This window comes from Citromicrobium bathyomarinum, assembly GCF_021021475.1.
GTDB lineage: Bacteria > Pseudomonadota > Alphaproteobacteria > Sphingomonadales > Sphingomonadaceae > Alteriqipengyuania > Alteriqipengyuania bathyomarina.
Window position 1 is genome coordinate 1485433 of sequence record NZ_JAINWL010000001.1, and the last position, 22611, is coordinate 1508043.

The following is a 22611-nucleotide window of genomic DNA, read 5'->3' on the forward strand; positions in this document are numbered from 1 at the left end:
GGGGGACGGAAACTTGCGGGACGGGGAAGCGTCGGTCGAGGAAATTCTCGATTCCATCAAGAAGGTGATCGCGCGCGACAACCGCGCGGGCGCGCTGGATGCGCGGCGGCGGCGCGAACGCGCCAGCCGTACGGAAGCGGTTCTTGAGGAAGAGGCCGACGAGGTGTTCGATCTGGCCGAAGCCGACCTGGTCGATGACGACGATGCGACGGGCGGCGGGCACGCCGCTAACCATGAAGACGAACAGGACGAACCTCTGATGAGCGCCACCTCGCGCGAATCCATGCGCGACAATCTCGCGACCCTCGCGTTGCTGGCAGAGCCGGGCGCGCAGCCGCAGATCGTGCGCTCGGGCGAGACCTCGCTCGAAGGCATGGCACGCGAAATGCTGCGCCCCATGCTGGCCGACTGGCTCGACAAGAACCTGCCGCCGATGGTGGAGGAACTGGTCCGCCAGGAAATCGCGCGAATCGTCAAGAAGCAGGGCTGATCACCGCTGCGGGTTTTCGCCCCGGCCCACCCCGACTCGTCACCAGAATTCGCTTGCGAGGCGCAGCGACAGGCTTAGTTTCGCGCGCCATGCGCAAGGCTTTCAAACCGCTCGCCCTTCTCGCCGCCTCCGCGGCGTTCGTCACCACCCCCGCGATCGCGCAAGAGACTGCTCAGAGCAGCGCCGCCCAGCCAACGTCCCCGCACCCGATGACCGCGCTCGACCTGGTCACCATGCCGCGTCTCGGGGGCCCGAGCGCCAATGATGACGGCACTCTGGCGCTCTATTCGGTCACCACGACCGATTCCGAATCGCTTGCCCGCAGCACGCAGTACCGGGCCCGCACGATCGCCACGGGGGATGAGGTCGCGGTGACCATGCCCGAAGGCGCGTCCTCGCCCGTGTTCGTCGGCGATGACGAAGTCTATTTCCTCGCGCCCGGCGGCGAAGGGTCGACCGGCGCACAGGTGTGGCGCGGGGCGCTGCGCGGCGACAGCACGCTGGCCGATCTGCATCAGGTGACCCAGCTGACCCGCGAGGTCGGCGGATTCGAAGTCTCGCCCAATGGCGAAAGCCTCGCGATCTTCGGCAATGTTCCGCGCGGCTGCGCGCAGTTCGACTGCCCCGATGCCGCCACCACTGCGACCGGTTCCGGCAGGCTCTACGACAATGAAGACGGCTTCGTGCGGCACTGGGATACGTGGGAGACGCCCGATGTGTTCAGCCGCGTGTTCGTGTTCCCGCTGTCGGGCGGCAAGGCGCGTGGCCCGGGCGTCGCGGTCGACGGGCCCGACGGGGAAGGCGCGCTGGTCGGCGACACGCCGCTGCAGCCCTTCGGCGGGCTGGAAGACATGGCGTGGAGCCCGGACGGCAAGACACTCTATTTCGTCGCCCGTGAATCGGATGCGGCAGAGCCGACCTCGACCGACACCGATATCTACAGCTTCACCATGGGGGACACCGCCCCCGCCAATCTGACCGATGCGAACAAGGCGACCGACGGCACCCCCGCACCGTCACCCGACGGCAAATGGCTCGCTTTTCTCGCGATGGAGCGGCCCGCATACGAAGCGGATCGGCTGCGGATCATGCTGCGCGATCTGGCCACCGGCGAGACGCGCGCGCTGACGCAGGATTTCGACCGGAGCTTCGGTTCGCTCGCGTGGACCCCCGATTCGCGCTGGATCGTGGCCACCGCGCAGGACGTGCTCGACACGCCCGCCTTCCGGATCGACCCGCGCACCGGCACGGTGACCAAGCTCGACCTGATGCCCGGCAACGAAGCGCATATCGGCAATGTGACTCCGCTGGATGGTCAGCGCCTGCTGTTCACCCGTGATTCGATCGCCGCCCCGGCCGAAGTCTACCTCTCGCGCAACTGGGGTGAGGCAGACCGGCTGACCAGCGTCGCGACCGACCGGATCGATGCACTCGCCCCGGTCGAGACCCGGCGGTTCGATTTCGCGGGCGCGAATGGCGACACCGTTTGGGGCCAGATCACCAAGCCTTCCGGCGCCACCGGGCCGCTGCCTGCGATTCTCTACGTCCACGGCGGGCCGCAGGGTTCGTTCAACGATGGCTGGTCGAGCCGCTGGAACCCCCGCGTGCTGGCGAGCCAGGGCTACGCGGTGATCTCGGTCGATTTCCACGGATCGACCGGATACGGGCAGGCCTTCACCGATGCGATCAACCGCGACTGGGGCGGCAAGCCGCTGGAGGACCTGCAAAAGGGCCTCGCCGCAGCACTCACGCTCGATCCGCAGATCGACGGGACCCGGGCCTGCGCGATGGGCGCGTCCTACGGCGGCTACATGATGAACTGGATCGCCGGGAAATGGTCCGACCGGTTCGACTGCCTGGTGCAGCACGACGGCCTGTTCGATATGCGCAGCTTCTATTACGCGACCGAGGAATTGTGGTTTCCCCGCTGGGACTTCGGCGGCAGCTATGCCGAGGCGCGCGACACTTACGAGCGCTGGAACCCTGTCAATTACGTCGACAACTGGCAGACGCCGATGCTGGTAGTAACCGGGGAGAAGGATTTCCGCGTGCCCTATACCCAGGGCATCGGCGCCTTCACCGCCTTGCAGGAACGCGGCATCCCCTCGCAGCTGCTGGTCTTCCCCGACGAGAACCACTGGGTCCTAAAGCCTGCAAATTCCCTGCAATGGCACGATACCGTGTTCACGTGGCTCGACCGCTGGCTGGGCGAACGCTCCGAATGAACAAGGCGAAGGAACTGCGCAAGGCGCGCGAGGCGCTCGCCAAGACGGGTGGAGAGCGCGCCGCGCGGCACATCTTCTTGTGCGCAATGCCGGAAAAGGCGAAGTGCTGCGACCGCGCGCAGGGCAAGGAATCCTGGAACTACCTCAAGAAACGCCTGAAGGAGCTGCGCATTGGCCCGTCTAAAGATGACGGGCAGGATCTGCTGGTCCGGCGGACCAAGGCCGATTGCCTGCAGATCTGCGATGCAGGGCCGATCGCACTCGTCCAGCCCGATGGCGTCTGGTACCACTCCTGCACGCCTGAGGTGCTGGAGGAGATCATCCAGCAACACCTTATCGGCGGAGAGCCGGTGGAGGCGTATCGCCTGTATCCGGAGCGCTGAGGGCTCTCAGCGCCGCCAGTCGTCCTCGCCACTGTCGTGCCAGCCATCCTCGTCGGCCAGCGGATTGTGGATCGATTCGTCGTGGCCGGTGCCGTTGGAGAGGAACACCAGCCCCATCAGCGCGCTGGCAAGCAGCATCGTCAGCCCGATGCCCAGCGCGACCGCGATGAAGAAATGCGGGCTGACCTCCGCCTCACTCCAGAAGATCGCCGCCATTGCGGCCGCGACCACGATAATCGTCACCAGCAGCATGAAGCGCATGATCCGCTTGTAGCGCGCCCAGGCGAAGGCGGCCTGTTCGGGATCGTCAAGCGGGGATTTGGGCGGCATCGGGCCCTCCTGTGGCAGGGTGTCGCGCAGATTCGCCAAAACGCACCCTTCGTGTCATGATCCTCCTCCCAAAAAAGGAGAGCTGAGGATGGATATCGAACGGCTTGTCGCGGATCGCGATCCTCATGACATCGTGAGCTGCCAGACGCAAACTCCGATGCGCGACGCGGTTGCGCTGCTCGCGGAAAAGCGGATCGGCGCGCTGCCGGTGATGGACGGCGGCAAGGTCGCGGGCATCTTTTCCGAACGCGACGTGATCTATTGCATGGCTGCGCAAGGCCCGTCCTGCCTCGAAAGGCCGGTGGGCGAGGTCATGACCTCACCCGCAATCACCGTGACGCGCGATCAGAAGATCGACCAGGCGCTGGCGCTTATGACCAAGCGGCGCATTCGTCACCTCCCGGTGGTCGAGGACGATGCACTGCTCGGCTTCGTCTCGATCGGCGATCTGGTCAAATCGCGCTTCGACGAGGTGGAGCGAGAGGCAGAGGATTTGCGTAGCTACATCCAGACGGCTTGAGGCAAGGCCCCCTCGCGCCCATATCGTAGCTATGACCGATACTCCCGCTCTCACGCAAGCCGCCGCAGCGCGCGTCTCCGCCATTGCCAGCAAGCAGGGCAAGCCCGCGGTTTTGCGGCTTGCCGTGGATGGCGGCGGATGCTCGGGCTTCCAGTATCGCTTCGAACTGGCCGATGGGCCCGAGAGCGACGACCTGACCAGCGAAACCGACGGGGTGACACTGGTGGTCGATCCGGTCAGCCTCGATCTGGTGGCAGGCAGCAAGGTCGATTTCGTCGAATCGCTGGGCGGGGCGGCCTTCCAGGTCGAGAATCCGCAGGCGGCCGCGGGCTGCGGCTGCGGTTCCAGCTTCGGCATCTAATGCATGGTCCGCGTTTCGCCTTCGGCCAAACGCTTGCACGGTACCAGCCCACACCCCCACCCGGCCAACCCGACAGGATAATTCCATGGGCTGGCCGGGTGGGGGTGTGGGCTGGTACCGCCATGTCCATCTGACAAGATGGACAGCCAGAAAAAATGAAAATCGCCACCTTCAACATAAACGGGATCAAGGCCCGTCTGCCCCGCCTGCTCGAATGGCTGGAGGAAACGCAGCCCGACGTCGCGTGCCTGCAGGAAATCAAGTCGCAAGACGACGGCTTCCCTGCCAGCGAGTTCGAGAAGATCGGCTATCAGGCGCTGTGGCACGGACAGAAGAGCTTCAACGGGGTCGCCGTGCTCGCCAAGCAGGGTCTGACCATGGAAGAGCGACAGCGCGGCCTGCCCGGTGACGAGAGCGACGATCAGGCCCGCTATCTTGAGGTCGAGGTCGATGGCGTGGTCGTTGCCAATCTCTACCTGCCCAACGGCAATCCCCATCCCGGCCCCAAGTTCGATTACAAGCTGGCGTGGATGGAGCGGCTGCGCGCGCGTATGGCGGCGCTGTGGGCGCAGGAGAAGCCCACGATCGTGCTCGGCGATTTCAATGTCATCCCGCAGGACAAGGACGTGTGGTCGCCGCCCGCGATGGCGAACGACGCGCTGATGCAGCCCGAATCGCGCGATGCCTACGCCCGCCTGCTGGCGGACGGGTGGACCGACGCGATCGACACGCTCAACCCGCGCGGCGGGGTGTGGACCTTCTGGGACTATCAGCGCGGCGCCTGGCAGCGCGATCATGGCTTCCGCATCGACCACTGCCTGCTCTCGCCCGAACTCGCAGACCGCTTGCAGGCGGCGGGCGTCGACAAGCATGCACGCGGCCGCGAGAAGGCCAGCGATCATGCACCCGTGTGGGTCGAGATCGCCTGAGGATGTACCATCACGCGAAAGGGGCGCAGCACCCTCCCGTGCCGCGCCCCTCTTCAAAAAATCGATCCGGTATCGCTTACCGGTAGAAGATGTGCGTCTTGATGGTTGCCCGTGCGACCTTCTTGCGCGCCCAGCTCGGCTTCACATAGGTCGCGTGGAAATAGAGCGAGTCTTCCGCCGCGCTGTTCCACATGCCTTCGTGCGCAATCCGCGCGATCTTGCGCGCGCGTTCCCACGCAGCGGCATTGCTGCGGCGGCTGGGGATGACGCCGTTCTTCACGAAGGAGAACTGCGAACGCTGGGTGACAACCCCGCAATAATCCGAAGGGAAGGCGGAGGATTCGGCGCGGTTGATGATGACCTGCGCCACCGCCAGCTGGCCTTCGATCGGCTCACCGCGCGCTTCGAAATAGACTGCGCCTGCCAGGCATTCGAGCTGGCGCGACAGCGTCGCGGGTGCATCGACCTCGGCGACCAGTTCGCGCAGCGATGATGCCTGCGGCGTGGCTGCGTCGGCGACCTGCGCCGTCTCGTCCGCCTTGCTCGTGTTCTCTTCCGGCAGCGGCTGAACCACTTCTTCGGAGATGAACACCGGATCGGCCGAAGCCTCCGGCTGCGGCGCGATGGAAATTTCAGTGTCGCCCTGTTGGGCTTGCGCGTCCGCGTAGGTGAACCCTGCGGATGCGATCAGTCCAGCTGCGACAAACGCCGCAAAGCCGAATTTCGTCTTGCTACCCATTGATCCCGTTCAAAGGGCGGTGAACGAACACAGACGCAGGCTGGAACCATCACGCGCCGAAGCGCTTGTTGAAGTTGTGTAAGGTGTGAGGGTTCTTGAAAGGCCTGCCGGCCGTTCCCCGACTGCGTGCTTATCGATGCGACCGTATTGCCGCTTCGACCGCCTGCGCAAATTCGAAGTCGCGGGCCCTTCGTCTGTGCGGCGCGCTAGGTCAAGTTAAGGCCGCATTTGTGCGACGAACCGTTGTGCATTTTCGACCTGTGCCTCGACGACCCACAAATCTTCGTCCTGGGCATGTCTGCGATCGCAATATTCGTAGATTTCCCCTTCGTTTTCAGGGGTTTTCTCCTGCGTTACTTGCCATTCGAAGCCAAACCCGGCGGACGGGCGCCTTTCAACTAGTTTCACGCTTCCGTCTCGCTCGCGCAGCAAAACAATATAGGTGCCGCTTTCACGGTCACCTTTGGCAAGGATAACTCCATTGCCACCGTCTGCCGAAACTTGCCGCAAAAGAGCACTCACCAGCAGGTGAGTCGGCAGCCGCGAATCGCTCATTGCGATTCGTCCGCGTATCCTTCGAGGCCCGAAAGCGGGATTCGCGAGCGCATGAATGTGCCGGTGCCGCGCCCGATCTCGTCACCCTCTTCGTCGACCAGCCGCGATTCGGCGACCAGCACGCGCCGTCGCCCGCTGATCCACACGCCCGACGCAGTCACCCGCCCCTCGCGCACCGGCTTGGTGAAATGGGCGTTGAACGCGGTCGTCAGCAGGAATCGGTCGGTGACCAGGGTGTTGGCGGCGTAGAAGGCCGCATCGTCGAGCATCTTGAAATAGACGGTGCCATGCGCCGCACCCGCCGCGTGATAGACGCTTTCGGTAATATCGAACTCGATCCGCGCACGGCCTTCACCCTCGATGGTGAGACCCGATGCGAACAGCGCGTTGATCGGGGCCGAGCGATAGAGTCGCTCGAGCGCGCGATAATGGGCGGCGGGCCCGGGGGAGTCCTCAGGCTGCGTCACGCAGACCCGAATTCGCGATGATCGCGAACAGCTCTTCCTCGCTGCGCGCTTCGAACAACTGGTGCAGCACGCGTTCGTCACGCGTCACGCGGGATATCGCCGCGAGTGCGTGGAGGTGCTGCGCACCCGCATCGCTGGGCGAGAGCAGGCCCACCACCAGCCGCACGGGGATTCCGTCGGCAGCGTCGAAATCGACGTCGCGGTCGAGATGAATCAGCATCGCCAGCGGGCGATCGATCGTCTCCAGCCGGGCGTGCGGGATCGCAACTGCCCGGCCGAAGCCGGTGCTGCCGAGCGCCTCGCGTTCGCGCAGCGCGTCCAGCACCATGCCCTCGTCGAGCCCGTAGGCGGATGCAAATCCGCGCGCGAGCTCGGCAAGGATGGCACGCTTGTCGCTGCAATGGGCGCAGCGAACCGCCTCGGGAAGCAATCGGAACGGACTCGGCAAGGTACTGTGCTTTCGTGAGCTGACGTCAGGTCTGGCGTGATGCCGCAAGAGGCGCGGCGGGCGCGCCCTTGCTGGTTGGCATCAATGCCGAACCGCTGGCGCGTCAGTGAGGCTCCACCCATCCGATCGAGCCGTCGTGGCGGCGATAGACCATATTATGGCGGCCACTGCCAGCATTTTTGAAGAACAGCGCATTGGTGTCGCGCAGATCGAGCAGCATGACCGCATCGGCGACCGAGACTTCGGGGATGTCGGTCTTGGTCTCGGCAACCACGGGTGCCGCTTCATCGACCTCACTCTCGTCTTCTTCGGCGCGCGCGGCGAAGATCCGGTAGGCGGCTTCCTCCGCCTCGGGCGACAGCGCGCGGTCGGTGTGCTTCTCGCTCAGCCGGCGCTTGTAGCGGCGCAGCTGCTTTTCGAGCTTGGCGGCCGACGCGTCGAGTGCCTGGTGGATGTCATGCGCCTCACCGCGCGACTTCAGCGTCAGGCCCTGCTTGATATGGGCGACGATATCGCACGAGAAAGCCCCGCCCGGCACCTTGCCGAAGGTGGCGTGGGCCGAAATCGCGCGGCTGAAATACTTGTCGACGATGGCTGCGAGACGATCGGTCGCGTTTTCCTGCAACGCAGCGCCGGTGTCGATCTGGTGGCCCGAAATCCTGACATCCATGCTCAGCAATACTCCTTCTTATTGGCCGCCTTCGGGGGGAGGGCGGGGCCTATCTATGCCAGATAGGTCTTGTCATACGGTCAAGAAAGGCCGCGTGGGCCGCGAGTTCCTGTTCGCTCGCGGAATGGGGCCGGGCCGGGCGCCGCGGACGATCGCCGGAGGGAAGCATCGCGGCCAGTTCGGGCTCCGCCGGAGCGGTATCGCCTTCGCCAAGCTCGCCAATCAGGCCCATCGCGATCTGCCGCCCGCCGGTCAGCTCGATATAGACCTGCGCGAGCAGCTCCGCGTCGAGCAGAGCGCCGTGGAACACGCGGTGGCTGCGATCGACCCCGTAGCGCGAACACAGCGCATCGAGCGAATGCTTGCCTCCCGGGTTCTTGCGCCGTGCCATTTCCAGCGTGTCGATCTTGCGGGTCAGGCAGATCGGTTCGCGCGTACACAGCTCCAGCTCGGCATTGAGGAAGGCGAAGTCGAACCCGGCATTATGCGCCACCAGCATGTCGTCTCGGACGAAATCGAGAAACTCGTCGACTGCATCGGCGAAACGCGGCTTGTCCGCCAGGAACTGCGCGCTCAGCCCGTGGATCGCCTCGGCCTCGGCGGGCATGTCGCGCTCGGGGTTGTAATAGGCGTGGAAGGTTTCGCCGGTCGGCATCCGGTCGACCAGCTCGACACAGCCGATCTCGACCATCCGGTGCCCCTGCTTGGGGTCGATCCCGGTGGTTTCGGTATCGAAGATGATTTCGCGCATGGCCGGAGTATCGGCCTCCATGGGCCAACTGGCAAGGTCAGGCGGGGGAAGGGCGCTCGCTTTTCAATAGGGCGATCAGTTCGGCGACCTCCGCCTCGGTTTCGGCGAGCGACTGGCCGGTATCGATCACGTGATCGGCGCGCGCGCGCTTGTCCGAGTCCGGGGTCTGCAGCGCGAGGATCTGCTCGAATTTCTCCTCGGTCATGCCCTCGCGCGCCAGCACCCGCTCGCGCTGGACGGGATGGGGCGCGGAGACCACTACCACCCGGTCGACCCCGCCCGCGCCGCCCTTTTCGAACAATAGCGGGATGTCGAACACGATGATCGGCGCGTCGCTGTTTTCCGCGAGGAATGCCGCGCGACGCTGCGCCACCGCAGGGTGCATGATCGCTTCGAGCCGGGCGAGCTCTTCGCGGTTGCCGAACACCAGCGCGCCCAGCTTGCCGCGATCGACACCCTCGGGCCCGGTCGTCCCGGGAAAGGCCGCCTCGATCGCCCCGAGCACCGGGCCGCCCGGCCCCTGCATCGCGCGAACCTCCGCATCGGCATCGAACACGGGCACCCCGTGCGCCTCGAACATGGCGGCGACCGCCGATTTGCCCATCCCGATCGAACCGGTCAGGCCGAGGATCAGCGGGCGTGTCATGCGCTCAGCAGCTCGCGCAGTTCGGCATCGTGCTCGCGCGGGGGACGGGCGCCGTAGAACAGGCGGAACGCCTCCGCCGCCTGCCCGATCAGCATCGCCAGCCCGTCGATCGTTGGATGCCCCGCCGCGCGTGCGGCCTGCAGGAATGCGGTGTCGAGCGGGTCGGTGACGATATCATAGGCGATCGCACCGGGCGGTGCATGGCTCCAGTCGAAAGCGAGCTCGTCCTTGCCGCGCATCCCCAGCGGGCTGGCATTGACCACCAGATCGAGCATGCCCTGCCGGTCGTCGAAGGCGAAATCGGTCGGCGCGGCGAAGTGGTCGATCGGGGCGACATGGTGCTCCGTGGTGCCGGGCAGCTGCGCGATCAGCTCTTCGGCCTGTTCGGTGCGCCTTGCGGCGAGCAAGAGAGTGAAGCCTTGCACGGCCAGCGCATGGGCGATCGCCCGCGCGGCCCCGCCCGCACCGATGATCCGCGCCATGCGAAACAGGTGCGTGTCCCGCAGCTGCTGCGTCAGCGGTTCGAGAAACCCGGCGGCATCGGTATTGGTCCCGGCAAGCACGCGATCGAACGCGGGATAGATCGTGTTGACCGCACCGATCGAGGCGGCCGGGTCTTCCACCGAAGCCAGGTACGGCTGGACCGCCTGTTTGAGCGGCATGGTCACGTTGCAGCCGCGCCAGTTCGGGTCGGCCTGCCGCTCCGCAAGATAGTCCGCCAGATCGTCCTCGGTCACGCGGGTGGCGCGATAATCCGCCTCGATCCCCAGCTTCTCGAGCCAGAAGCGGTGGATCGCGGGCGACTTGGACTGGGCGATGGGATCGCCGATCACCTCCGCAAAGGGCATGCTCATGAGGCCAGCACGTCCTCATCACGCAGCGCGCCGAGCACTTGCAGCAGCGGCATGCCCAGGATGGTGAAATAGTCGCCCTGAATCCGCTCGAACAATTGCACGCCCAGCGCCTCGATCCGGAATACCCCGACGCACTGGGCGACCTCGGGCCATTCCACGGCGAGGTAGGATTCGATGAAATCCTCGCTCAGCTCGCGCACATGCAGCGTGGCGACGTCTTCACCCAGCCACACGATCCGCCCGTCACGCGCGAGTGCGGCCGCGCTGTAGAGATTGAGCGGCTTGCCCGAGAAGAAGCGCAGGTGTTCGGCGGCGGCATCACGGTCGCGCGGTTTGTCGAACCGCTCGCCCTCGACCATCACCAGACTGTCACCACCCAGCACCAGCGCGCCGGGATTTTCCGCGGACACCGCGCTGGCCTTTGCTGCGGCGAGCGCCTGCGCGATCTCTGCGGGCGGCGCATCTGCCATCTCTGCTTCCAGCGCGCGCTCATCCACATCGGCACCAATGGCGGAGGCGATGGAGATGCCCGCCGCCTCCAGCATGGCGCGGCGCGAGGCACTGTTCGAGGCGAGGATCAGGGTCAGATCGGCTTCTCCTGCGGCTTGGTGCGCGAGCCATGTTCGCCGGCCAGCTTGATGATCGCGGCGGCGGTTTCTTCGATCGAGCGGCGGGTGACGTCGATCACCGGCCAGTTATTGTCTGCAAACATGCGCCGCGCGAAGCGGATCTCCTCCTCCACCCGCTCATGCTCGGCATAGGCGGTCTGCGAGGCTTCGTTGAGCGAGAGCAGGCGGTTGCGGCGGATCTGCACCAGCCGGTCGGGCGCGGTGGTCAGGCCGACGATCAGCGGGCCGCTCAATTCGAACAGCACCGGCGGCGGCGGGCTTTCGATCACCAGCGGGATGTTGGCGACCTTAAAGCCCCGGTTGGCGAGATAGATGCTGGTCGGCGTCTTCGATGTGCGCGAAACCCCGGTCAGCAGGATATCGGCGCGGTGCCAGTCTTCACTGCCCACGCCATCATCATGCGCGATGGTGAAATGGATCGCATCGACCCGCTTGAAATAGGCATCGTCCATCCGGTGCTGGCGACCGGGGCGACCATGCGCCTCCTGCCCCAGATGGTTTTCGAGCGCGGTGGTCACCACCCCCAGCGCGTCCACCGCGGGCATGCCCAGCTGTCGACAGCGATCTTCGAGCAGGTCGCGCGTATCCTCGTTCACCAGCGTAAACAGGATCAGGCCGGGTGCCTTTTCCAGTTCCGGCATGATCCGTTCCAGATGCTGGCGCGAACGGACCATCGGCCAGAAATGGCGCACCACGTCCGCCCCTTCGAACTGGGCGAGCGCGGCGTTCGCGACCATCTGGAGGGTCTCGCCGGTCGAATCGGAGAAGAGGTGAATATGCGTGCGCGCCAAGGGATGATCCGGCCTGTGGAAAGCTCTCGGGATAAACCACTTCATATCCGCAAGGACAAGTCCGGCACGGTTTTCGTGCCCACCGGCCCCCGGATTCACACCGGGGGTTTGCCAACAGGGATGGCCTTTATCCGCATGCTGGGTACAACCGGGATAAGTTTCGATTGACCGCGCAGCCGTGCGGATTCGGTTGGCTGGGGGTGGCCCGGGTTATGAGTCGGGGGCTGTGCAGCAGTGGGTTATCCCGCCTGTCCACAGGGCCTACTTCCTTCATCCATCTATTAATAATATTATTATTTAGGATAGTTAGGCGCATGCCCGGTCCTCTTCTCGATTGCCTGCGCGGCGAACGCGCCGAAAGCCCACCCGTCTGGTTCATGCGCCAGGCAGGGCGATATTTGCCCGAATACCGCGCCTTGCGTGCCGATAAGGGCGGGTTCCTCGATCTGGTTTACGATAGCGAGGCGGCGTGCGAGGTAACCTTGCAGCCGGTCCGCCGGTTCGGGTTCGACGGGGCGATCCTGTTTTCCGATATCCTGATCGTGCCGCACGCGATGGGGCAGAAGCTCGAATTCCTCGCCGGCGAAGGCCCCAAGCTGAGCCCGCCGCTGGTCGAGAGTGAGCTTGCCGGGCTCAGCGCCGATCCCTCCCGCTATGACCCGGTCTACCAGACCGTGCGGCTGTGCCGCGACCAGCTCGCACCCGATGTCACCATGCTCGGCTTTGCAGGCAGCCCATGGACCGTCGCGACCTACATGATCGCGGGCGAGGGCAGCCGGGATCAGCACGCGGCACGGGCGATGGCCTATGCCGATCCGGGCAAGGTCGAGGCGATTATCGGCGCGATCATCGACCAGACCGTCGGCTATCTGCGTGGGCAGATCGATGCGGGCGCGGAAGCGGTGCAGCTGTTCGACAGCTGGGCAGGGAGCCTCGCACCGGACGAGTTCGACCGCTGGGTAATCGAACCCAACGCGCGGATCGTCGCCGCGATCAAGGATAGCCATCCGGATATTCCGGTGATCGGTTTCCCCAAGGGGGCGGGCGAGAAATTGCCGCGCTATGCGGAGCGGACCGGAGTCGACGCGGTCGGCCTCGACGAAACGCTCGACCCCGAATGGGCGCATGCGGCTCTGCCCAAGGCCATGCCGGTGCAGGGCAATCTCGACCCGATGCTGTTGCTTGCCGGTGGCGATCGGCTGGACCACACGATCCGGCAAATCCTGTCGGCACTGGCGGACCGCCCGCACGTGTTCAATCTGGGCCACGGAATCGACCGCCACACGCCGATCGCGCATGTCGAACATGCGCTGGGCGTGTTGCGCGATTGGCAGCGCTAGGCAGAGCCGCTAAGGCAGCGCCATGCAGGAAACGCTCAGCATGCTCTATTTCTGGCTCAAGGCCGGGCACATCATCTTCATGGTGTTCTGGATGGCCGGCCTGTTCATTCTGCCGCGCCAGCTGGTCTACATGCACCCGAGCGCGCCCGGATCGGCAGAGGAAGCGCTGTGGGCGACGCGCACAGGCCAGCTTCGCAACATCATTCTGACTCCCAGTCTGATCGTCACCTGGGTGCTGGGCCTTACGCTGTCGGTCACCATCGGCGCGTGGAGCGACGGGTGGTTCCACGCCAAGCTGTTTCTGGTGTTGCTGCTGACAGGCTATCACGGTTTCATGGTCGCGCTGTCGAAGAAGATGGCGCGCGGCGAGCGGCCGATGGCGGAAAAGCGGCTGCGCCTGTGGGGCGAAGTGCCTGCGCTGCTGCTCGCGCTGATCGTGGTGCTGGTCGTCATCAAGCCGTTCTGATCGGGAAATTCGTGGGCCAAGGTCGATTGACCTGCGCCGCGGACCGACCTATTTCATGAAGTGACCCGGCCGGGTCCCTGTCGGCATCCTGCCGAACACCATCCATGCTTTCTCCAAGCCCTTTCGGTGATGGCCGGCCGCATTCTTTCGGACTAAAAATCTATGCATCTCAAAGACTTAAAGAAGAAGGCTCCGGCCGATCTCGTCAGCATGGCGGAGGAACTGGGCGTCGAGGCGGCGGGCACGATGCGCCGCCAGGACCTGATGTTCTGCATCCTGCGCGAACTCGCGGAGGACGAGGATTACGACGAGCAGATCATGGGCATCGGCACGATCGAGGTGATGCAAGACGGCTTCGGCTTCCTCCGCTCGCCCGAGGCGAACTACCTCGCCGGGCCGGACGATATCTACGTGTCGCCCAACCAGATCCGCAAATGGGGCCTGCGCACCGGCGATACGGTGGAAGGCGAGATTCGCGCCCCGCGCGAGGGGGAGCGCTATTTCGCGCTGACCAAGCTGACCAGCGTCAACTACGACGATCCCGAAGCGGTTCGGATGCGCACCAATTTCGACAACCTGACGCCGCTCTATCCCGAACAGAAGCTCAACCTCGACACGCTCGATCCTACGGTCAAGGACAAGAGCGCGCGGGTGATCGACATCATCTCGCCGCAGGGCAAGGGCCAGCGCGCGCTGATCGTCGCGCCGCCGCGTACGGGTAAGACCGTGCTGTTGCAGAACATTGCCAAGGCGATCACCGACAATCACCCCGAGGTGTTCCTGCTGGTCCTGCTGGTCGACGAGCGGCCCGAGGAAGTGACCGACATGCAGCGTTCGGTGAAGGGCGAGGTCATTTCCTCTACCTTCGACGAGCCTGCGCAGCGCCACGTGCAGGTCGCCGAAATGGTGATCGAGAAGGCAAAGCGCTTGGTCGAACACAAGAAGGACGTGGTGATCCTGCTCGACTCGATCACCCGTCTGGGCCGTGCCTACAACACCGTGGTGCCCAGCTCGGGCAAGGTGCTGACCGGCGGTGTGGACGCCAACGCGCTCCAGCGCCCCAAGCGCTTCTTCGGTGCGGCGCGCAACATCGAGGAAGGCGGCTCGCTCTCGATCATCGCCACCGCGCTGATCGATACCGGCAGCCGGATGGATGAAGTCATCTTCGAAGAGTTCAAGGGTACCGGCAACTCGGAAATCGTCCTCGACCGCAAGGTTGCGGACAAGCGCATCTTCCCCGCGCTCGACGTCGGCAAGTCCGGCACGCGCAAGGAAGAGCTGCTGGTCGAGAAGGACAAGCTCTCCAAGATGTGGGTGCTGCGCCGCATCCTCATGCAGATGGGCACCATCGATTCGATGGAATTCCTGCTCGACAAGATGAAGGATTCGAAGACCAACGAAGACTTCTTCGATACCATGAACCAGTAGGATCATGCGCCGCGCCGTCGTTACCGGGGCACCGGGGTCGGGCAAGTCGACCCTGCTGGCCGAGGTGGCAAGGCGCGGTGTTGCTACGGGGGAAGAGGTCGCACGGGCGATCCTCCAGGCTCCCGGCGGCATGGAGATGCGTGCGGAGCGGCCGACCGACTTCGCGCTCGCCATGCTGGAGGCGCAGCGCGCCTCGTGGGATCGGGCAGGGGAGGGCGATGCCCCGATCCTGTTCGATCGCGGCTTTGCCGATATCGTCGGTTTCCTGAGGCTCGAAGGGCTCGCCGTGCCGCCCGCGATCGACGCGGCATGCCGGGAATATCGATACGAAGGCCCGGTTTTCCACGCGCCGCCCTGGCGCGAAATCTACCGTCAGGATCACGAGCGCATTCAGAGCTGGGAAGAGGCGGTCGAAAGCGATGCGGCGGTGCTCGGCGCATGGCGTGATTACGGGTACAGCCCGATCACGCTGCCTTTCACCGATCCCGCCGCTCGCGCGGGTTTCGTCATCGAAAGGCTATGAAGCGGACGCTTTCTCCAGCTCTGCCGCCATCATTTCCCAGACCTTGTTCACCGCCTTGATCGGGCGGATCATCACCTTGAAATCGGCAATCATGCCCGCCTCGTCGAAGCGGATGATGTCGACGCCGTTCACCTGAATGCCGTCGAGCACGCAGGTGAATTCCAGCATCACGTTCTGCCCGTCGACCAGTTCGCGCACATAGCGAAACTCGCCTTGGCCCAGCGTCGCCGCAGCGGCGCTCAGATAGGAAACCACCAGCGCGCGCCCTTCCTGCGGCGTATGGACCACCGGGGAGTGGAAGACCGCATCCTGTGCCACCAACCGCGCCAGACGTTCAGGGTCCGGCGCGGTGGCGAGCGTGTGCCATTCGGCGAGGCCTTGCTGCGTGGGCGTCATCCCAGATGCTCGGCGAAGAAGGCCATCGTGCGCTTGTCGGCGAGCTGCGCGTTCTCTTCGTTCCGGCGCTTGCCGAACTGGGTGGCGAAGCCGTGGTCCATGCCTGCGTAGTCGTGCAACGTGACCTTGGGATGGTCGTCCAGCCCTTCGTGCATCGCCTTCTGCGTCTCCTTGTCGACGAAACCATCCTCGGTCGGGATGTGGAGCATCAGCGGGTTGGAGATCGCCTGCTTTTCTCGCAGCAGCTCGTCGATGCCCACCGCGTAATAGCCCACACTTGCGTCCGAATCGGTCCGCGCCGCAGTCATGTACGCGAGCCTCCCGCCAAGGCAGTAGCCGACCGCGCCGACCTTCTTGCCTGACTTCTGCCGCGCCCATTTGATCGTCGCTTCGATGTCGCGCACGCCTTCGTCCTGATCGAACTTGCCCATCAGATCGAGCGCCTTCTGAAATTCGGGTTCGATATCGGGATCGAGTTCGATTCCCTCGCCGAGCTGCCAGAACAGGTCGGGCGCCACGGCCAGATAGCCGGCTTCGGCCAGAAGATCGCATTTGCGGCGGATCCCTGCGTTCACGCCGAAGATTTCCTGAATGACCACGATTGCCGCGCGTGATTCGCCTTCGGGCTGCGCGACATAGGCCATGAAGTCCTTGTCCCCGTCGAGGGTGGTGATCCGTGTCGTCTCGCTCATCGAAATGCTCCAGTCCTTGGTCGATCCGTGCGCTTGCGCGCTGGCTTTGCGCAGCCCACATAGCCTGCACGAGAGGTAACGGAGAACCCCCGATGAAGGTCCACGTGGAAATCGACTGCACGCCCGAGGAAGCACGCGCCTTCATGGGCCTGCCCGATCTCTCCCGCGCGCAGGCCGCCTATTCGGAAGGCATGGAGAAGGCGATGCGCGGCGTTTCCAACCCCGACCAGTTGCAGGAGCTGGCGCGATCGATGGCTCCGATGGGGCAGGCTGGGCTGAAGATGTTCCAGGCCTTCATGGAAACCAGCGCGGCGAACATTGGCCGCAAGGGCGGCGAGACGAAAACTGGCGACTGACACGCGCGACACGATTTTTGCGCTGTCCTCGGGCGCGCCGCCCTGCGGTGTCGCCGTTATCCGCATGTCCGGGTCGAAAGCGGCAGAGGCGCTGACTCGGCTTGCAGGCCCGCTGCCAACGCCGCGCCGCGCCAGCCTGCGGCAGATTGCCGATCCGGATAGGGGCTGGCTCGACGAGGCTTTGGTGCTGTGGTTTCCCGGCCCGAATACCGCCACCGGTGAAGACTGCGCCGAGATCCACTGCCACGGCGGGCGTGCGGTGATCCGCGCGATCGAGACTGCGCTGGAGACAGGCTGTGGCCTGCGCCGCGCCGAGGCGGGGGAGTTCACCCGCCGCGCCTTCCTCAACGGTCGGATGGACCTGCTGGAGGCGGAGGCGCTGGGCGACATGCTCTCCGCGGAGACCGAGTTGCAGCGCGCCGTGCTGGCGAGTTCGGCAGGCGGGGCAGCGTCTTCGCGGTTGGCCGAGTGGCGCGACGAAGTGCTCGCCGCGTCCGCAGCGGTCGAGCAGGAGCTCGATTTCTCGGACGACGACCAGGGTGATCTTCCGCCTGCGCCATGGCGCGGTGCGCTGGAAGGGATCGCATCCCAGATGGATCAATGGCTCGCCACGCCCTCGGCAGACCGCTTGCGCGACGGCTTGCGGATCGTACTCGCCGGGCCGCCCAACGCGGGCAAGTCGAGCCTGTTCAACGCCGTTCTCGACGAAGCGGCAGCGATCGTCTCTCCGATCGCAGGAACCACCCGCGATGTGATCGAGCGTCCGATCGCGCTCGGCGGTGTACCCTTCCTGCTGGTCGATACGGCAGGACTGCGGGGCGAAGGTGCGGACGAAATCGAGCAGCTCGGAATCATGCGCGCGGAAGGTGAGCTGGGTCGGGCTGACATCATCCTTTGGTTGGGACCGGAGGGTGAGGGGCCTGCGGAGGCGCTGGAGGTTGCCAGCATGATCGATCTTGAGGACGCTACGCGAAAGGGGGAGGGTGCTTTTCACGTGTCCTCGACCACTCGCGATGGGTTGGCCGATCTGATCGCACATCTGGTCGCGCTGGGTCGTGAATGCTTGCCCAAGCCAGGTCAGGTAGCCGTCTCGCGGCGGCAGAAGGAGCGCTTGGCGGACGCGCGTGAGTCGATTCGCCGTGCCGAAGGCGAGGACGACTTGCTGATCGCGGGCGAAGCGCTGCGGCAGGCGCGCCACGCGATGGATGCGATGCTGGGCACGGTGGCGACCGAAGATATGCTCGACGCGCTGTTCGGACGCTTCTGCATCGGCAAATGATGTTCCACGTGGAACATTGCTCCCTCTGGCGATAGCGACCCAGCGCGCCTATAGGAACGCGCATGCAGCATTATCCGATTATCGTCATCGGCGGTGGTCACGCCGGCGTGGAAGCGGCCTGCGTCGCCGCGCGCATGGGCGTGCGCGTTGCGCTGGTGACGATGGACGCCAGCAAGATCGGCGCGATGAGCTGCAACCCGGCGATCGGCGGGCTGGGCAAGGGCCATTTGGTGCGCGAGGTGGATGCCTTCGACGGTGTGCTTGGCCGGGCGGCGGATGCGGGCGCGATCCATTACCGCATGCTCAACCGGTCCAAGGGAAGCGCCGTATGGGGACCGCGCGTACAGGCGGACCGCAAACTGTTCGGGGCAGCGGTGCGTGCGCAGGTTGCGGCGGAAGAGACGCTCGACGTGATCGCGGGCGAGGCGGCGGCGCTGGTGCTGGACGGCGAGCGGGTCGCTGGCGTCGAACTCGCGGACGGAACGCGAATCGGATGCGAGGCCGCGATCCTGTGCACCGGGACCTTCCTTGGCGGCGTTCTCTTCCGGGGAGAGGAGACCTTCGTCGGCGGGCGTGTGGGTGAGGGTTCTGCCGCACGGCTTGCCGCCCAGCTGCGCGAGGCGGCTCTGCCGATGGCGCGGTTGAAGACCGGTACGCCGCCCCGGCTTGATGGGCGAACGGTCGACTGGTCGCGACTCGATGAGCAGCCGTCCGACCACGAGGTGTGGACTATGTCGCCGCTTTCACGTGGACGGGCCAATCCGCAGATATTCTGTGCCATCACCCGAACCAATGCGCGCGCGCACGAGATCATCCGCGCGAACCTCTCGCGCTCCCCGCTTTATTCAGGCGCGATCGGCGCGCAGGGGCCGCGATATTGCCCCTCTATCGAGGACAAGATCGACCGCTTCGGCGATCGCGACGGGCACCAGGTCTTTCTTGAGCCGGAGGGGCTGGATACGCCGCTGGTCTATCCCAACGGGATCAGCACCTCGCTGCCGGTCGACGTGCAGGAAGACTTTCTGCGCGCGATCGACGGGTTGGAGCAGGTCCGGGTGGTCGAACCGGGCTATGCGGTCGAATACGACCATGTCGATCCGCGCTCGCTCGACCGATGGTTGCAGATGCGCAGTTTGCCCGGGCTCTATTGCGCGGGGCAGATCAACGGCACCACGGGCTACGAAGAAGCGGCGGCGCAGGGACTGGTCGCTGGCCTGCACGCCGCATCCAGCGTTCTGGGACGCGACGCGCCGGCGCTCGATCGTGCGAACAGCTATATCGCGGTGATGGTCGACGACCTCACGCTGCATGGCGTGACCGAACCCTATCGCATGCTCACCGCGCGTGCCGAGTATCGCCTGCGGTTGCGCGCCAACAACGCCAGCACCCGGCTGACGCCACTGGCCATCGAGGTGGGCTGTGTTCACGAGGAACGCGGCGCATGGTTCGAAGCCCGAGCGGCTGCACGCGCAGATGTGGAGAGCGCGCTGGCTGAGGATTATGGCCCCGCGCAGATGCGCGCGCTCGGCTTCGGAGCCACGGATGATGCGGGTCGGCAGCCGTTGCGGGATTGGACGCGCTTCCCTGGCATCGATCTTTCCGCACTGCAGTATGCAGGGCTTGTTCCACGTGAAACGGACCCGGCCTTGCTGGAAGAGATCGGCGAAGACCTGCACTATGCGCCCTATATCGCGCGTCAGGACGCCGAATTGCGCGAGCTACGCGCCAATGAGCAGGTCCGGCTCGCGCCTGATTTTCCCTTCGCGCAGGTTCCCGGTCTTTCGAACGAGATGGTCGAGCGCCTTTCACGTGCACGGCCCGACAGCCTCGCGCAGGCAGGCCGGGTTGCGGGCATTACGCCTGCGGCAGTGGCGGCGCTGCTGGTCTATGCTCGCAAATATCACGAGAGCCGCGCCGCATGATGATCGAGACCGAGGAAGAGGCGAAAGCCTTTGTGGCCGAGCGTTGCTCCGACGCTGCGTTCGCCAAGCTGGAGCAATTCGTCGCCGAGTTGCGCATCGAGGCTGAGCACCAGAACCTGATATCACGCTCGACGATCGACAGCGTCTGGCAGCGCCATGTTGCGGATAGCGCGCAGTTGCTAGACCATGTTCCACGTGAAACATCGGGCACATGGCTCGATATCGGCACAGGGGCCGGCTTCCCCGGCATCGTCACCGCGATCATGAGACCGGACCTGCCGCATGTACTTTGTGAACCAAGGGCGAAACGCGTCACGTGGCTCGAGCGGATGGTGGCGCTGGCCAAGCTGGGGAACTGCCGTGTCGCTGGCAGTCGAGTCGAGAAGGTGGAGACCTTCGCCGCGGATGTCATCAGCGCGCGTGCCTGCGCGTCGCTGAAGGATCTCATCAGCTTGTCCGCACGCTTTTCCACCGACGCCACGCATTGGGTCTTGCCCAAAGGCAGGTCGGCGGCGCAGGAAAGAGACGAGCTAAATTCTCAGCAGCACGCAATGTTTCACGTGGAACAATCGCTCACCAGTCGCGACGCTGCGATCCTAGTCGGCAGGGGCCGGCCCAAAGGCGGGAGCAGACAATGATCCGCATCGCAATTGCCAACCAGAAGGGCGGCGTGGGCAAGACCACCACCGCGATCAACATCGCGACCGCCATCGCGGCGACCGGCTGGCGAACACTGCTGATCGACCTGGATCCGCAGGGAAATGCCTCGACCGGGCTCGGTATTCCCAGCCGGGACCGTGAGGATTCGACGTACGACCTCCTGATGGAGGAGGCGACCGTTGCGCAATGCACGCTGAAAACGCGCATCCCCAATCTCGATATCATCCCCGCAACCCAGGACCTGAGCGGCGCTGAGGTCGAGCTGGTTGCGGAGGGCGACCGGGTCGAGCGGCTCAAGAAGGCACTGGTGAATGCCGATCATCATTATGATGTCTGCTTCATCGACTGCCCGCCATCGCTCGGCCTGCTGACGCTCAACGCGCTCAGCGCAGCCGATTCGCTGATGGTCCCGCTCCAGTGCGAATTCTTCGCGCTCGAAGGGCTCAGCCAGCTGCTCCAGACCGTCGAACGCGTGCAGCAGGGGATCAATCCCTCGCTCAACATCATCGGCGTGACACTGACCATGTTCGACCGCCGTAACCGGCTCACCGATGCGGTGGCAGAGGATGTTCGCGAGTGCCTCGGCGGGCTGGTCTTCGATACCGTGATTCCGCGCAATGTCCGTCTGTCGGAGGCCCCCAGCCACGGGTTACCGGCATTGATCTACGACCACTCCTGCGCGGGCAGCCGCGCTTACATGGCGCTTGCCCGTGAACTGCTCGGCCGGATGCCCCTGGAAAGGAAAGCCGCATGAGCAGCAAGCCCGAAGTCTCCACCGCCGCCGACGTCACACCGGATCGCGCAAAGCGCAAGCTGGGCCGCGGGCTCGGCGCGCTGCTCGGCGAAACCCATCGCGAAGAAAGCGTTGCGCCGAGCGAAGGCGGGACCGCGCTGTCGAGCGCTGCAGGCCAGGGTGAGGGCGGCGCGGGTGCACCGCGCAGTGGCCTCGCCTCCATTCCCGTCGCCCGGATCGAGCCGTTGCCCGGCCAGCCGCGACAAATCTTCGACGACGACGCGCTCGACGATCTTGCCCGCTCGATCGCGCAACGCGGGGTCATCCAGCCTGTCATCGTCCGTCCGCTTGAGCGCAAGGGCCGCTACCAGCTGGTCGCCGGCGAACGGCGCTGGCGCGCGGCGCAACGCGCCAAACTGCATGAAATTCCAGCGATTATCCGCGATCTCGACCAGCGCGAGGTGATGGCGATTGCGCTGATCGAAAATATCCAGCGCGAAGACCTCAACCCTATCGAAGAAGCGCGCGCCTACCAGCATCTCGCCGACGAAGAGGGCATGAGCCAGGCGGAAATCGCCGAACTGGTCGACAAGTCGCGCAGCCACGTTGCGAATCATCAGCGACTGCTGGCGCTCCCCGAAAAGGTCATCGCCTATGTCGAGCGTGGCCAGCTGAGCATGGGACACGCCCGGGCTCTTATCGGCCACGATGCTGCGGAGATGCTGGCTGAAGAGGCGGTGACCCGCAATCTGTCGGTGCGGGACGTGGAAAAGCGCGCTCGCAGCAAGGGCACCGCTTCGGGCCGCGCGTCATCAGCCAGGCCCAGCAAGTCTGGCAGCCACGAGAGCGAGGATATCGCCGCGGTCGAACGGCACCTGGAAGAATTCCTCGGCATGTCGCTCAAGATCAAGCCCGACGCCGATCCAAGCTCTGGAGCGATTACGATCAAGTACAAGACGCTCGATCAGCTGGACCTGCTGTGCCAGCGCCTCACCGGCGGGAAGATCTAGCCGAGAGGCGCGGCGCTG

At 65.0% G+C, this 22611-nt stretch carries 29 protein-coding genes; 16 read left to right on the forward strand and 13 right to left on the reverse strand.

What is annotated here, in order from left to right; translation table 11 throughout:
- The first annotated feature begins 13 nt into the window (after positions 1-13).
- From K7H93_RS07470 to K7H93_RS07480, 3 genes are all read left to right on the forward strand, one after another.
- A complete protein-coding gene (locus K7H93_RS07470) occupies positions 14-490 on the forward strand; it encodes a DUF2497 domain-containing protein (RefSeq protein WP_230783080.1) in 477 nt (158 codons plus the stop codon).
- 89 nt (positions 491-579) lie between these two features.
- Complete coding sequence (locus K7H93_RS07475) at positions 580-2715, forward strand: S9 family peptidase (RefSeq protein ID WP_230783081.1); 2136 nt, start codon at positions 580-582, stop codon at positions 2713-2715.
- Entirely contained in the window at positions 2712-3098 is a 387-nt protein-coding gene (locus K7H93_RS07480) for a (2Fe-2S) ferredoxin domain-containing protein (RefSeq protein WP_230783082.1), read from the forward strand. Before K7H93_RS07475 ends, K7H93_RS07480 begins: the two co-directional genes overlap by 4 nt.
- 6 nt (positions 3099-3104) lie before the next feature.
- Here K7H93_RS07480 and K7H93_RS07485 read toward each other — a convergent pair whose 3' ends face one another.
- A complete protein-coding gene (locus K7H93_RS07485) occupies positions 3105-3428 on the reverse strand; it encodes a hypothetical protein (RefSeq protein WP_040379218.1) in 324 nt (107 codons plus the stop codon).
- A gap of 88 nt (positions 3429-3516) precedes the next feature.
- On the opposite strand from K7H93_RS07485, the gene K7H93_RS07490 reads away from it, so the two are divergent.
- From K7H93_RS07490 to xth, 3 genes are all read left to right on the forward strand, one after another.
- Positions 3517-3948: a CBS domain-containing protein gene (locus tag K7H93_RS07490; RefSeq protein ID WP_054523180.1), complete on the forward strand. Its 432-nt coding sequence runs from the start codon at positions 3517-3519 to the stop codon at positions 3946-3948.
- Positions 3949-3979: 31 nt separating this feature from the next.
- Entirely contained in the window at positions 3980-4309 is a 330-nt protein-coding gene (locus K7H93_RS07495) for a HesB/IscA family protein (RefSeq protein WP_010239572.1), read from the forward strand.
- Positions 4310-4464: 155 nt separating this feature from the next.
- Positions 4465-5238, forward strand: coding sequence for an exodeoxyribonuclease III (gene xth / locus K7H93_RS07500; protein ID WP_230783083.1), 774 nt, complete (start codon positions 4465-4467; stop codon positions 5236-5238).
- A 76-nt stretch (positions 5239-5314) separates the two neighbouring features.
- Here xth and K7H93_RS07505 read toward each other — a convergent pair whose 3' ends face one another.
- The 10 genes from K7H93_RS07505 to K7H93_RS07550 all read right to left on the reverse strand — a co-directional run bounded on the left by K7H93_RS07505 (position 5315) and on the right by K7H93_RS07550 (position 11788).
- Positions 5315-5977 (reverse strand): cell wall hydrolase, encoded by a 663-nt coding sequence (locus K7H93_RS07505; protein WP_054523177.1) that lies wholly within the window; start codon positions 5975-5977, stop codon positions 5315-5317.
- Between the two features lie 216 nt (positions 5978-6193).
- Positions 6194-6532 (reverse strand): DUF1491 family protein, encoded by a 339-nt coding sequence (locus K7H93_RS07510; protein ID WP_010239565.1) that lies wholly within the window; start codon positions 6530-6532, stop codon positions 6194-6196.
- Positions 6529-6999 (reverse strand): PaaI family thioesterase, encoded by a 471-nt coding sequence (locus K7H93_RS07515; RefSeq protein WP_010239563.1) that lies wholly within the window; start codon positions 6997-6999, stop codon positions 6529-6531. The genes K7H93_RS07510 and K7H93_RS07515 overlap by 4 nt, the downstream gene beginning before the upstream one ends.
- Positions 6986-7447, reverse strand: a complete 462-nt coding sequence (locus tag K7H93_RS07520; RefSeq protein WP_040379194.1) for a PTS sugar transporter subunit IIA — start codon at positions 7445-7447, stop codon at positions 6986-6988. Before K7H93_RS07520 ends, K7H93_RS07515 begins: the two co-directional genes overlap by 14 nt.
- A 103-nt stretch (positions 7448-7550) precedes the next feature.
- On the reverse strand, positions 7551-8117 hold the full coding sequence (gene hpf / locus K7H93_RS07525) for a ribosome hibernation-promoting factor, HPF/YfiA family (RefSeq protein WP_054523175.1): 567 nt from the start codon (positions 8115-8117) through the stop codon (positions 7551-7553).
- A 49-nt stretch (positions 8118-8166) separates the two neighbouring features.
- On the reverse strand, positions 8167-8868 hold the full coding sequence (dnaQ, locus tag K7H93_RS07530) for a DNA polymerase III subunit epsilon (RefSeq protein ID WP_230783084.1): 702 nt from the start codon (positions 8866-8868) through the stop codon (positions 8167-8169).
- A gap of 37 nt (positions 8869-8905) precedes the next feature.
- The gene (gene coaE / locus K7H93_RS07535; protein WP_230783085.1) at positions 8906-9514 is read right to left on the reverse strand and encodes a dephospho-CoA kinase; all 609 of its coding nucleotides are present in this window, start codon (positions 9512-9514) and stop codon (positions 8906-8908) included.
- Positions 9511-10368, reverse strand: a complete 858-nt coding sequence (locus K7H93_RS07540; protein WP_230783086.1) for a shikimate dehydrogenase family protein — start codon at positions 10366-10368, stop codon at positions 9511-9513. The genes coaE and K7H93_RS07540 overlap by 4 nt, the downstream gene beginning before the upstream one ends.
- Positions 10365-10955, reverse strand: a complete 591-nt coding sequence (locus tag K7H93_RS07545) for a Maf family protein (protein WP_269060167.1) — start codon at positions 10953-10955, stop codon at positions 10365-10367. The genes K7H93_RS07540 and K7H93_RS07545 overlap by 4 nt, the downstream gene beginning before the upstream one ends.
- Entirely contained in the window at positions 10952-11788 is an 837-nt protein-coding gene (locus tag K7H93_RS07550) for a pyruvate, water dikinase regulatory protein (protein WP_230783088.1), read from the reverse strand. Before K7H93_RS07550 ends, K7H93_RS07545 begins: the two co-directional genes overlap by 4 nt.
- A 314-nt stretch (positions 11789-12102) precedes the next feature.
- Here K7H93_RS07550 and hemE point away from each other — a divergent pair, with 314 nt between their 5' ends.
- The 4 genes from hemE to K7H93_RS07570 all read left to right on the forward strand — a co-directional run bounded on the left by hemE (position 12103) and on the right by K7H93_RS07570 (position 15545).
- A complete protein-coding gene (gene hemE, locus K7H93_RS07555; RefSeq protein WP_230783089.1) occupies positions 12103-13128 on the forward strand; it encodes a uroporphyrinogen decarboxylase in 1026 nt (341 codons plus the stop codon).
- Positions 13129-13150: 22 nt separating this feature from the next.
- On the forward strand, positions 13151-13594 hold the full coding sequence (locus K7H93_RS07560; RefSeq protein WP_230783090.1) for a CopD family protein: 444 nt from the start codon (positions 13151-13153) through the stop codon (positions 13592-13594).
- A gap of 162 nt (positions 13595-13756) precedes the next feature.
- Positions 13757-15022 carry a transcription termination factor Rho gene (gene rho / locus K7H93_RS07565; RefSeq protein WP_054523168.1) on the forward strand — a complete coding sequence of 422 codons (1266 nt, stop codon included), beginning with the start codon at positions 13757-13759 and terminating at the stop codon, positions 15020-15022.
- Positions 15023-15026: 4 nt separating this feature from the next.
- A complete protein-coding gene (locus K7H93_RS07570; RefSeq protein WP_230783091.1) occupies positions 15027-15545 on the forward strand; it encodes an AAA family ATPase in 519 nt (172 codons plus the stop codon).
- Here the strand turns inward: K7H93_RS07570 and K7H93_RS07575 are convergent.
- Both K7H93_RS07575 and K7H93_RS07580 read right to left on the reverse strand, forming a co-directional pair.
- Positions 15540-15941: a nuclear transport factor 2 family protein gene (locus K7H93_RS07575; protein WP_230783092.1), complete on the reverse strand. Its 402-nt coding sequence runs from the start codon at positions 15939-15941 to the stop codon at positions 15540-15542. The two genes, K7H93_RS07570 and K7H93_RS07575, sit on opposite strands and share 6 nt — an antisense overlap.
- Complete coding sequence (locus tag K7H93_RS07580) at positions 15938-16633, reverse strand: dienelactone hydrolase family protein (protein ID WP_230783093.1); 696 nt, start codon at positions 16631-16633, stop codon at positions 15938-15940. Before K7H93_RS07580 ends, K7H93_RS07575 begins: the two co-directional genes overlap by 4 nt.
- Positions 16634-16725: 92 nt before the next feature.
- Between K7H93_RS07580 and K7H93_RS07585 the strand changes: the two genes are divergently transcribed.
- The 6 genes from K7H93_RS07585 to K7H93_RS07610 all read left to right on the forward strand — a co-directional run bounded on the left by K7H93_RS07585 (position 16726) and on the right by K7H93_RS07610 (position 22593).
- Complete coding sequence (locus K7H93_RS07585) at positions 16726-16989, forward strand: DUF6489 family protein (protein ID WP_230783094.1); 264 nt, start codon at positions 16726-16728, stop codon at positions 16987-16989.
- On the forward strand, positions 16979-18268 hold the full coding sequence (gene mnmE / locus K7H93_RS07590) for a tRNA uridine-5-carboxymethylaminomethyl(34) synthesis GTPase MnmE (protein WP_230783178.1): 1290 nt from the start codon (positions 16979-16981) through the stop codon (positions 18266-18268). Before K7H93_RS07585 ends, mnmE begins: the two co-directional genes overlap by 11 nt.
- 62 nt (positions 18269-18330) lie before the next feature.
- Complete coding sequence (gene mnmG / locus K7H93_RS07595) at positions 18331-20190, forward strand: tRNA uridine-5-carboxymethylaminomethyl(34) synthesis enzyme MnmG (protein ID WP_230783095.1); 1860 nt, start codon at positions 18331-18333, stop codon at positions 20188-20190.
- Positions 20190-20828 (forward strand): 16S rRNA (guanine(527)-N(7))-methyltransferase RsmG, encoded by a 639-nt coding sequence (gene rsmG / locus K7H93_RS07600; RefSeq protein WP_230783179.1) that lies wholly within the window; start codon positions 20190-20192, stop codon positions 20826-20828. The genes mnmG and rsmG overlap by 1 nt, the downstream gene beginning before the upstream one ends.
- The gene (locus K7H93_RS07605; protein ID WP_230783096.1) at positions 20825-21604 is read left to right on the forward strand and encodes a ParA family protein; all 780 of its coding nucleotides are present in this window, start codon (positions 20825-20827) and stop codon (positions 21602-21604) included. The genes rsmG and K7H93_RS07605 overlap by 4 nt, the downstream gene beginning before the upstream one ends.
- Positions 21601-22593, forward strand: a complete 993-nt coding sequence (locus K7H93_RS07610) for a ParB/RepB/Spo0J family partition protein (RefSeq protein WP_230783097.1) — start codon at positions 21601-21603, stop codon at positions 22591-22593. Before K7H93_RS07605 ends, K7H93_RS07610 begins: the two co-directional genes overlap by 4 nt.
- Positions 22594-22611: the final 18 nt, after the last annotated feature.

What these genes read in the sequence shown, in the direction of transcription:
- K7H93_RS07475 (WP_230783081.1), top strand. Translation starts at nt 580, where the DNA reads ATGCGCAAGGCTTTCAAACCGCTCGCCCTTCTCGCCGCCTCCGCGGCG.
- K7H93_RS07480 (WP_230783082.1), top strand. Translation starts at nt 2,712, where the DNA reads ATGAACAAGGCGAAGGAACTGCGCAAGGCGCGCGAGGCGCTCGCCAAG.
- K7H93_RS07485 (WP_040379218.1), bottom strand. Translation starts at nt 3,428, where the DNA reads ATGCCGCCCAAATCCCCGCTTGACGATCCCGAACAGGCCGCCTTCGCC.
- K7H93_RS07490 (WP_054523180.1), top strand. Translation starts at nt 3,517, where the DNA reads ATGGATATCGAACGGCTTGTCGCGGATCGCGATCCTCATGACATCGTG.
- K7H93_RS07495 (WP_010239572.1), top strand. Translation starts at nt 3,980, where the DNA reads ATGACCGATACTCCCGCTCTCACGCAAGCCGCCGCAGCGCGCGTCTCC.
- xth (WP_230783083.1), top strand. Translation starts at nt 4,465, where the DNA reads ATGAAAATCGCCACCTTCAACATAAACGGGATCAAGGCCCGTCTGCCC.
- K7H93_RS07505 (WP_054523177.1), bottom strand. Translation starts at nt 5,977, where the DNA reads ATGGGTAGCAAGACGAAATTCGGCTTTGCGGCGTTTGTCGCAGCTGGA.
- K7H93_RS07510 (WP_010239565.1), bottom strand. Translation starts at nt 6,532, where the DNA reads ATGAGCGATTCGCGGCTGCCGACTCACCTGCTGGTGAGTGCTCTTTTG.
- hpf (WP_054523175.1), bottom strand. Translation starts at nt 8,117, where the DNA reads ATGGATGTCAGGATTTCGGGCCACCAGATCGACACCGGCGCTGCGTTG.
- dnaQ (WP_230783084.1), bottom strand. Translation starts at nt 8,868, where the DNA reads ATGCGCGAAATCATCTTCGATACCGAAACCACCGGGATCGACCCCAAG.
- coaE (WP_230783085.1), bottom strand. Translation starts at nt 9,514, where the DNA reads ATGACACGCCCGCTGATCCTCGGCCTGACCGGTTCGATCGGGATGGGC.
- K7H93_RS07540 (WP_230783086.1), bottom strand. Translation starts at nt 10,368, where the DNA reads ATGAGCATGCCCTTTGCGGAGGTGATCGGCGATCCCATCGCCCAGTCC.
- hemE (WP_230783089.1), top strand. Translation starts at nt 12,103, where the DNA reads ATGCCCGGTCCTCTTCTCGATTGCCTGCGCGGCGAACGCGCCGAAAGC.
- K7H93_RS07560 (WP_230783090.1), top strand. Translation starts at nt 13,151, where the DNA reads ATGCAGGAAACGCTCAGCATGCTCTATTTCTGGCTCAAGGCCGGGCAC.
- rho (WP_054523168.1), top strand. Translation starts at nt 13,757, where the DNA reads ATGCATCTCAAAGACTTAAAGAAGAAGGCTCCGGCCGATCTCGTCAGC.
- K7H93_RS07570 (WP_230783091.1), top strand. Translation starts at nt 15,027, where the DNA reads ATGCGCCGCGCCGTCGTTACCGGGGCACCGGGGTCGGGCAAGTCGACC.
- K7H93_RS07575 (WP_230783092.1), bottom strand. Translation starts at nt 15,941, where the DNA reads ATGACGCCCACGCAGCAAGGCCTCGCCGAATGGCACACGCTCGCCACC.
- K7H93_RS07580 (WP_230783093.1), bottom strand. Translation starts at nt 16,633, where the DNA reads ATGAGCGAGACGACACGGATCACCACCCTCGACGGGGACAAGGACTTC.
- K7H93_RS07585 (WP_230783094.1), top strand. Translation starts at nt 16,726, where the DNA reads ATGAAGGTCCACGTGGAAATCGACTGCACGCCCGAGGAAGCACGCGCC.
- mnmG (WP_230783095.1), top strand. Translation starts at nt 18,331, where the DNA reads ATGCAGCATTATCCGATTATCGTCATCGGCGGTGGTCACGCCGGCGTG.
- rsmG (WP_230783179.1), top strand. Translation starts at nt 20,190, where the DNA reads ATGATCGAGACCGAGGAAGAGGCGAAAGCCTTTGTGGCCGAGCGTTGC.
- K7H93_RS07605 (WP_230783096.1), top strand. Translation starts at nt 20,825, where the DNA reads ATGATCCGCATCGCAATTGCCAACCAGAAGGGCGGCGTGGGCAAGACC.
- K7H93_RS07610 (WP_230783097.1), top strand. Translation starts at nt 21,601, where the DNA reads ATGAGCAGCAAGCCCGAAGTCTCCACCGCCGCCGACGTCACACCGGAT.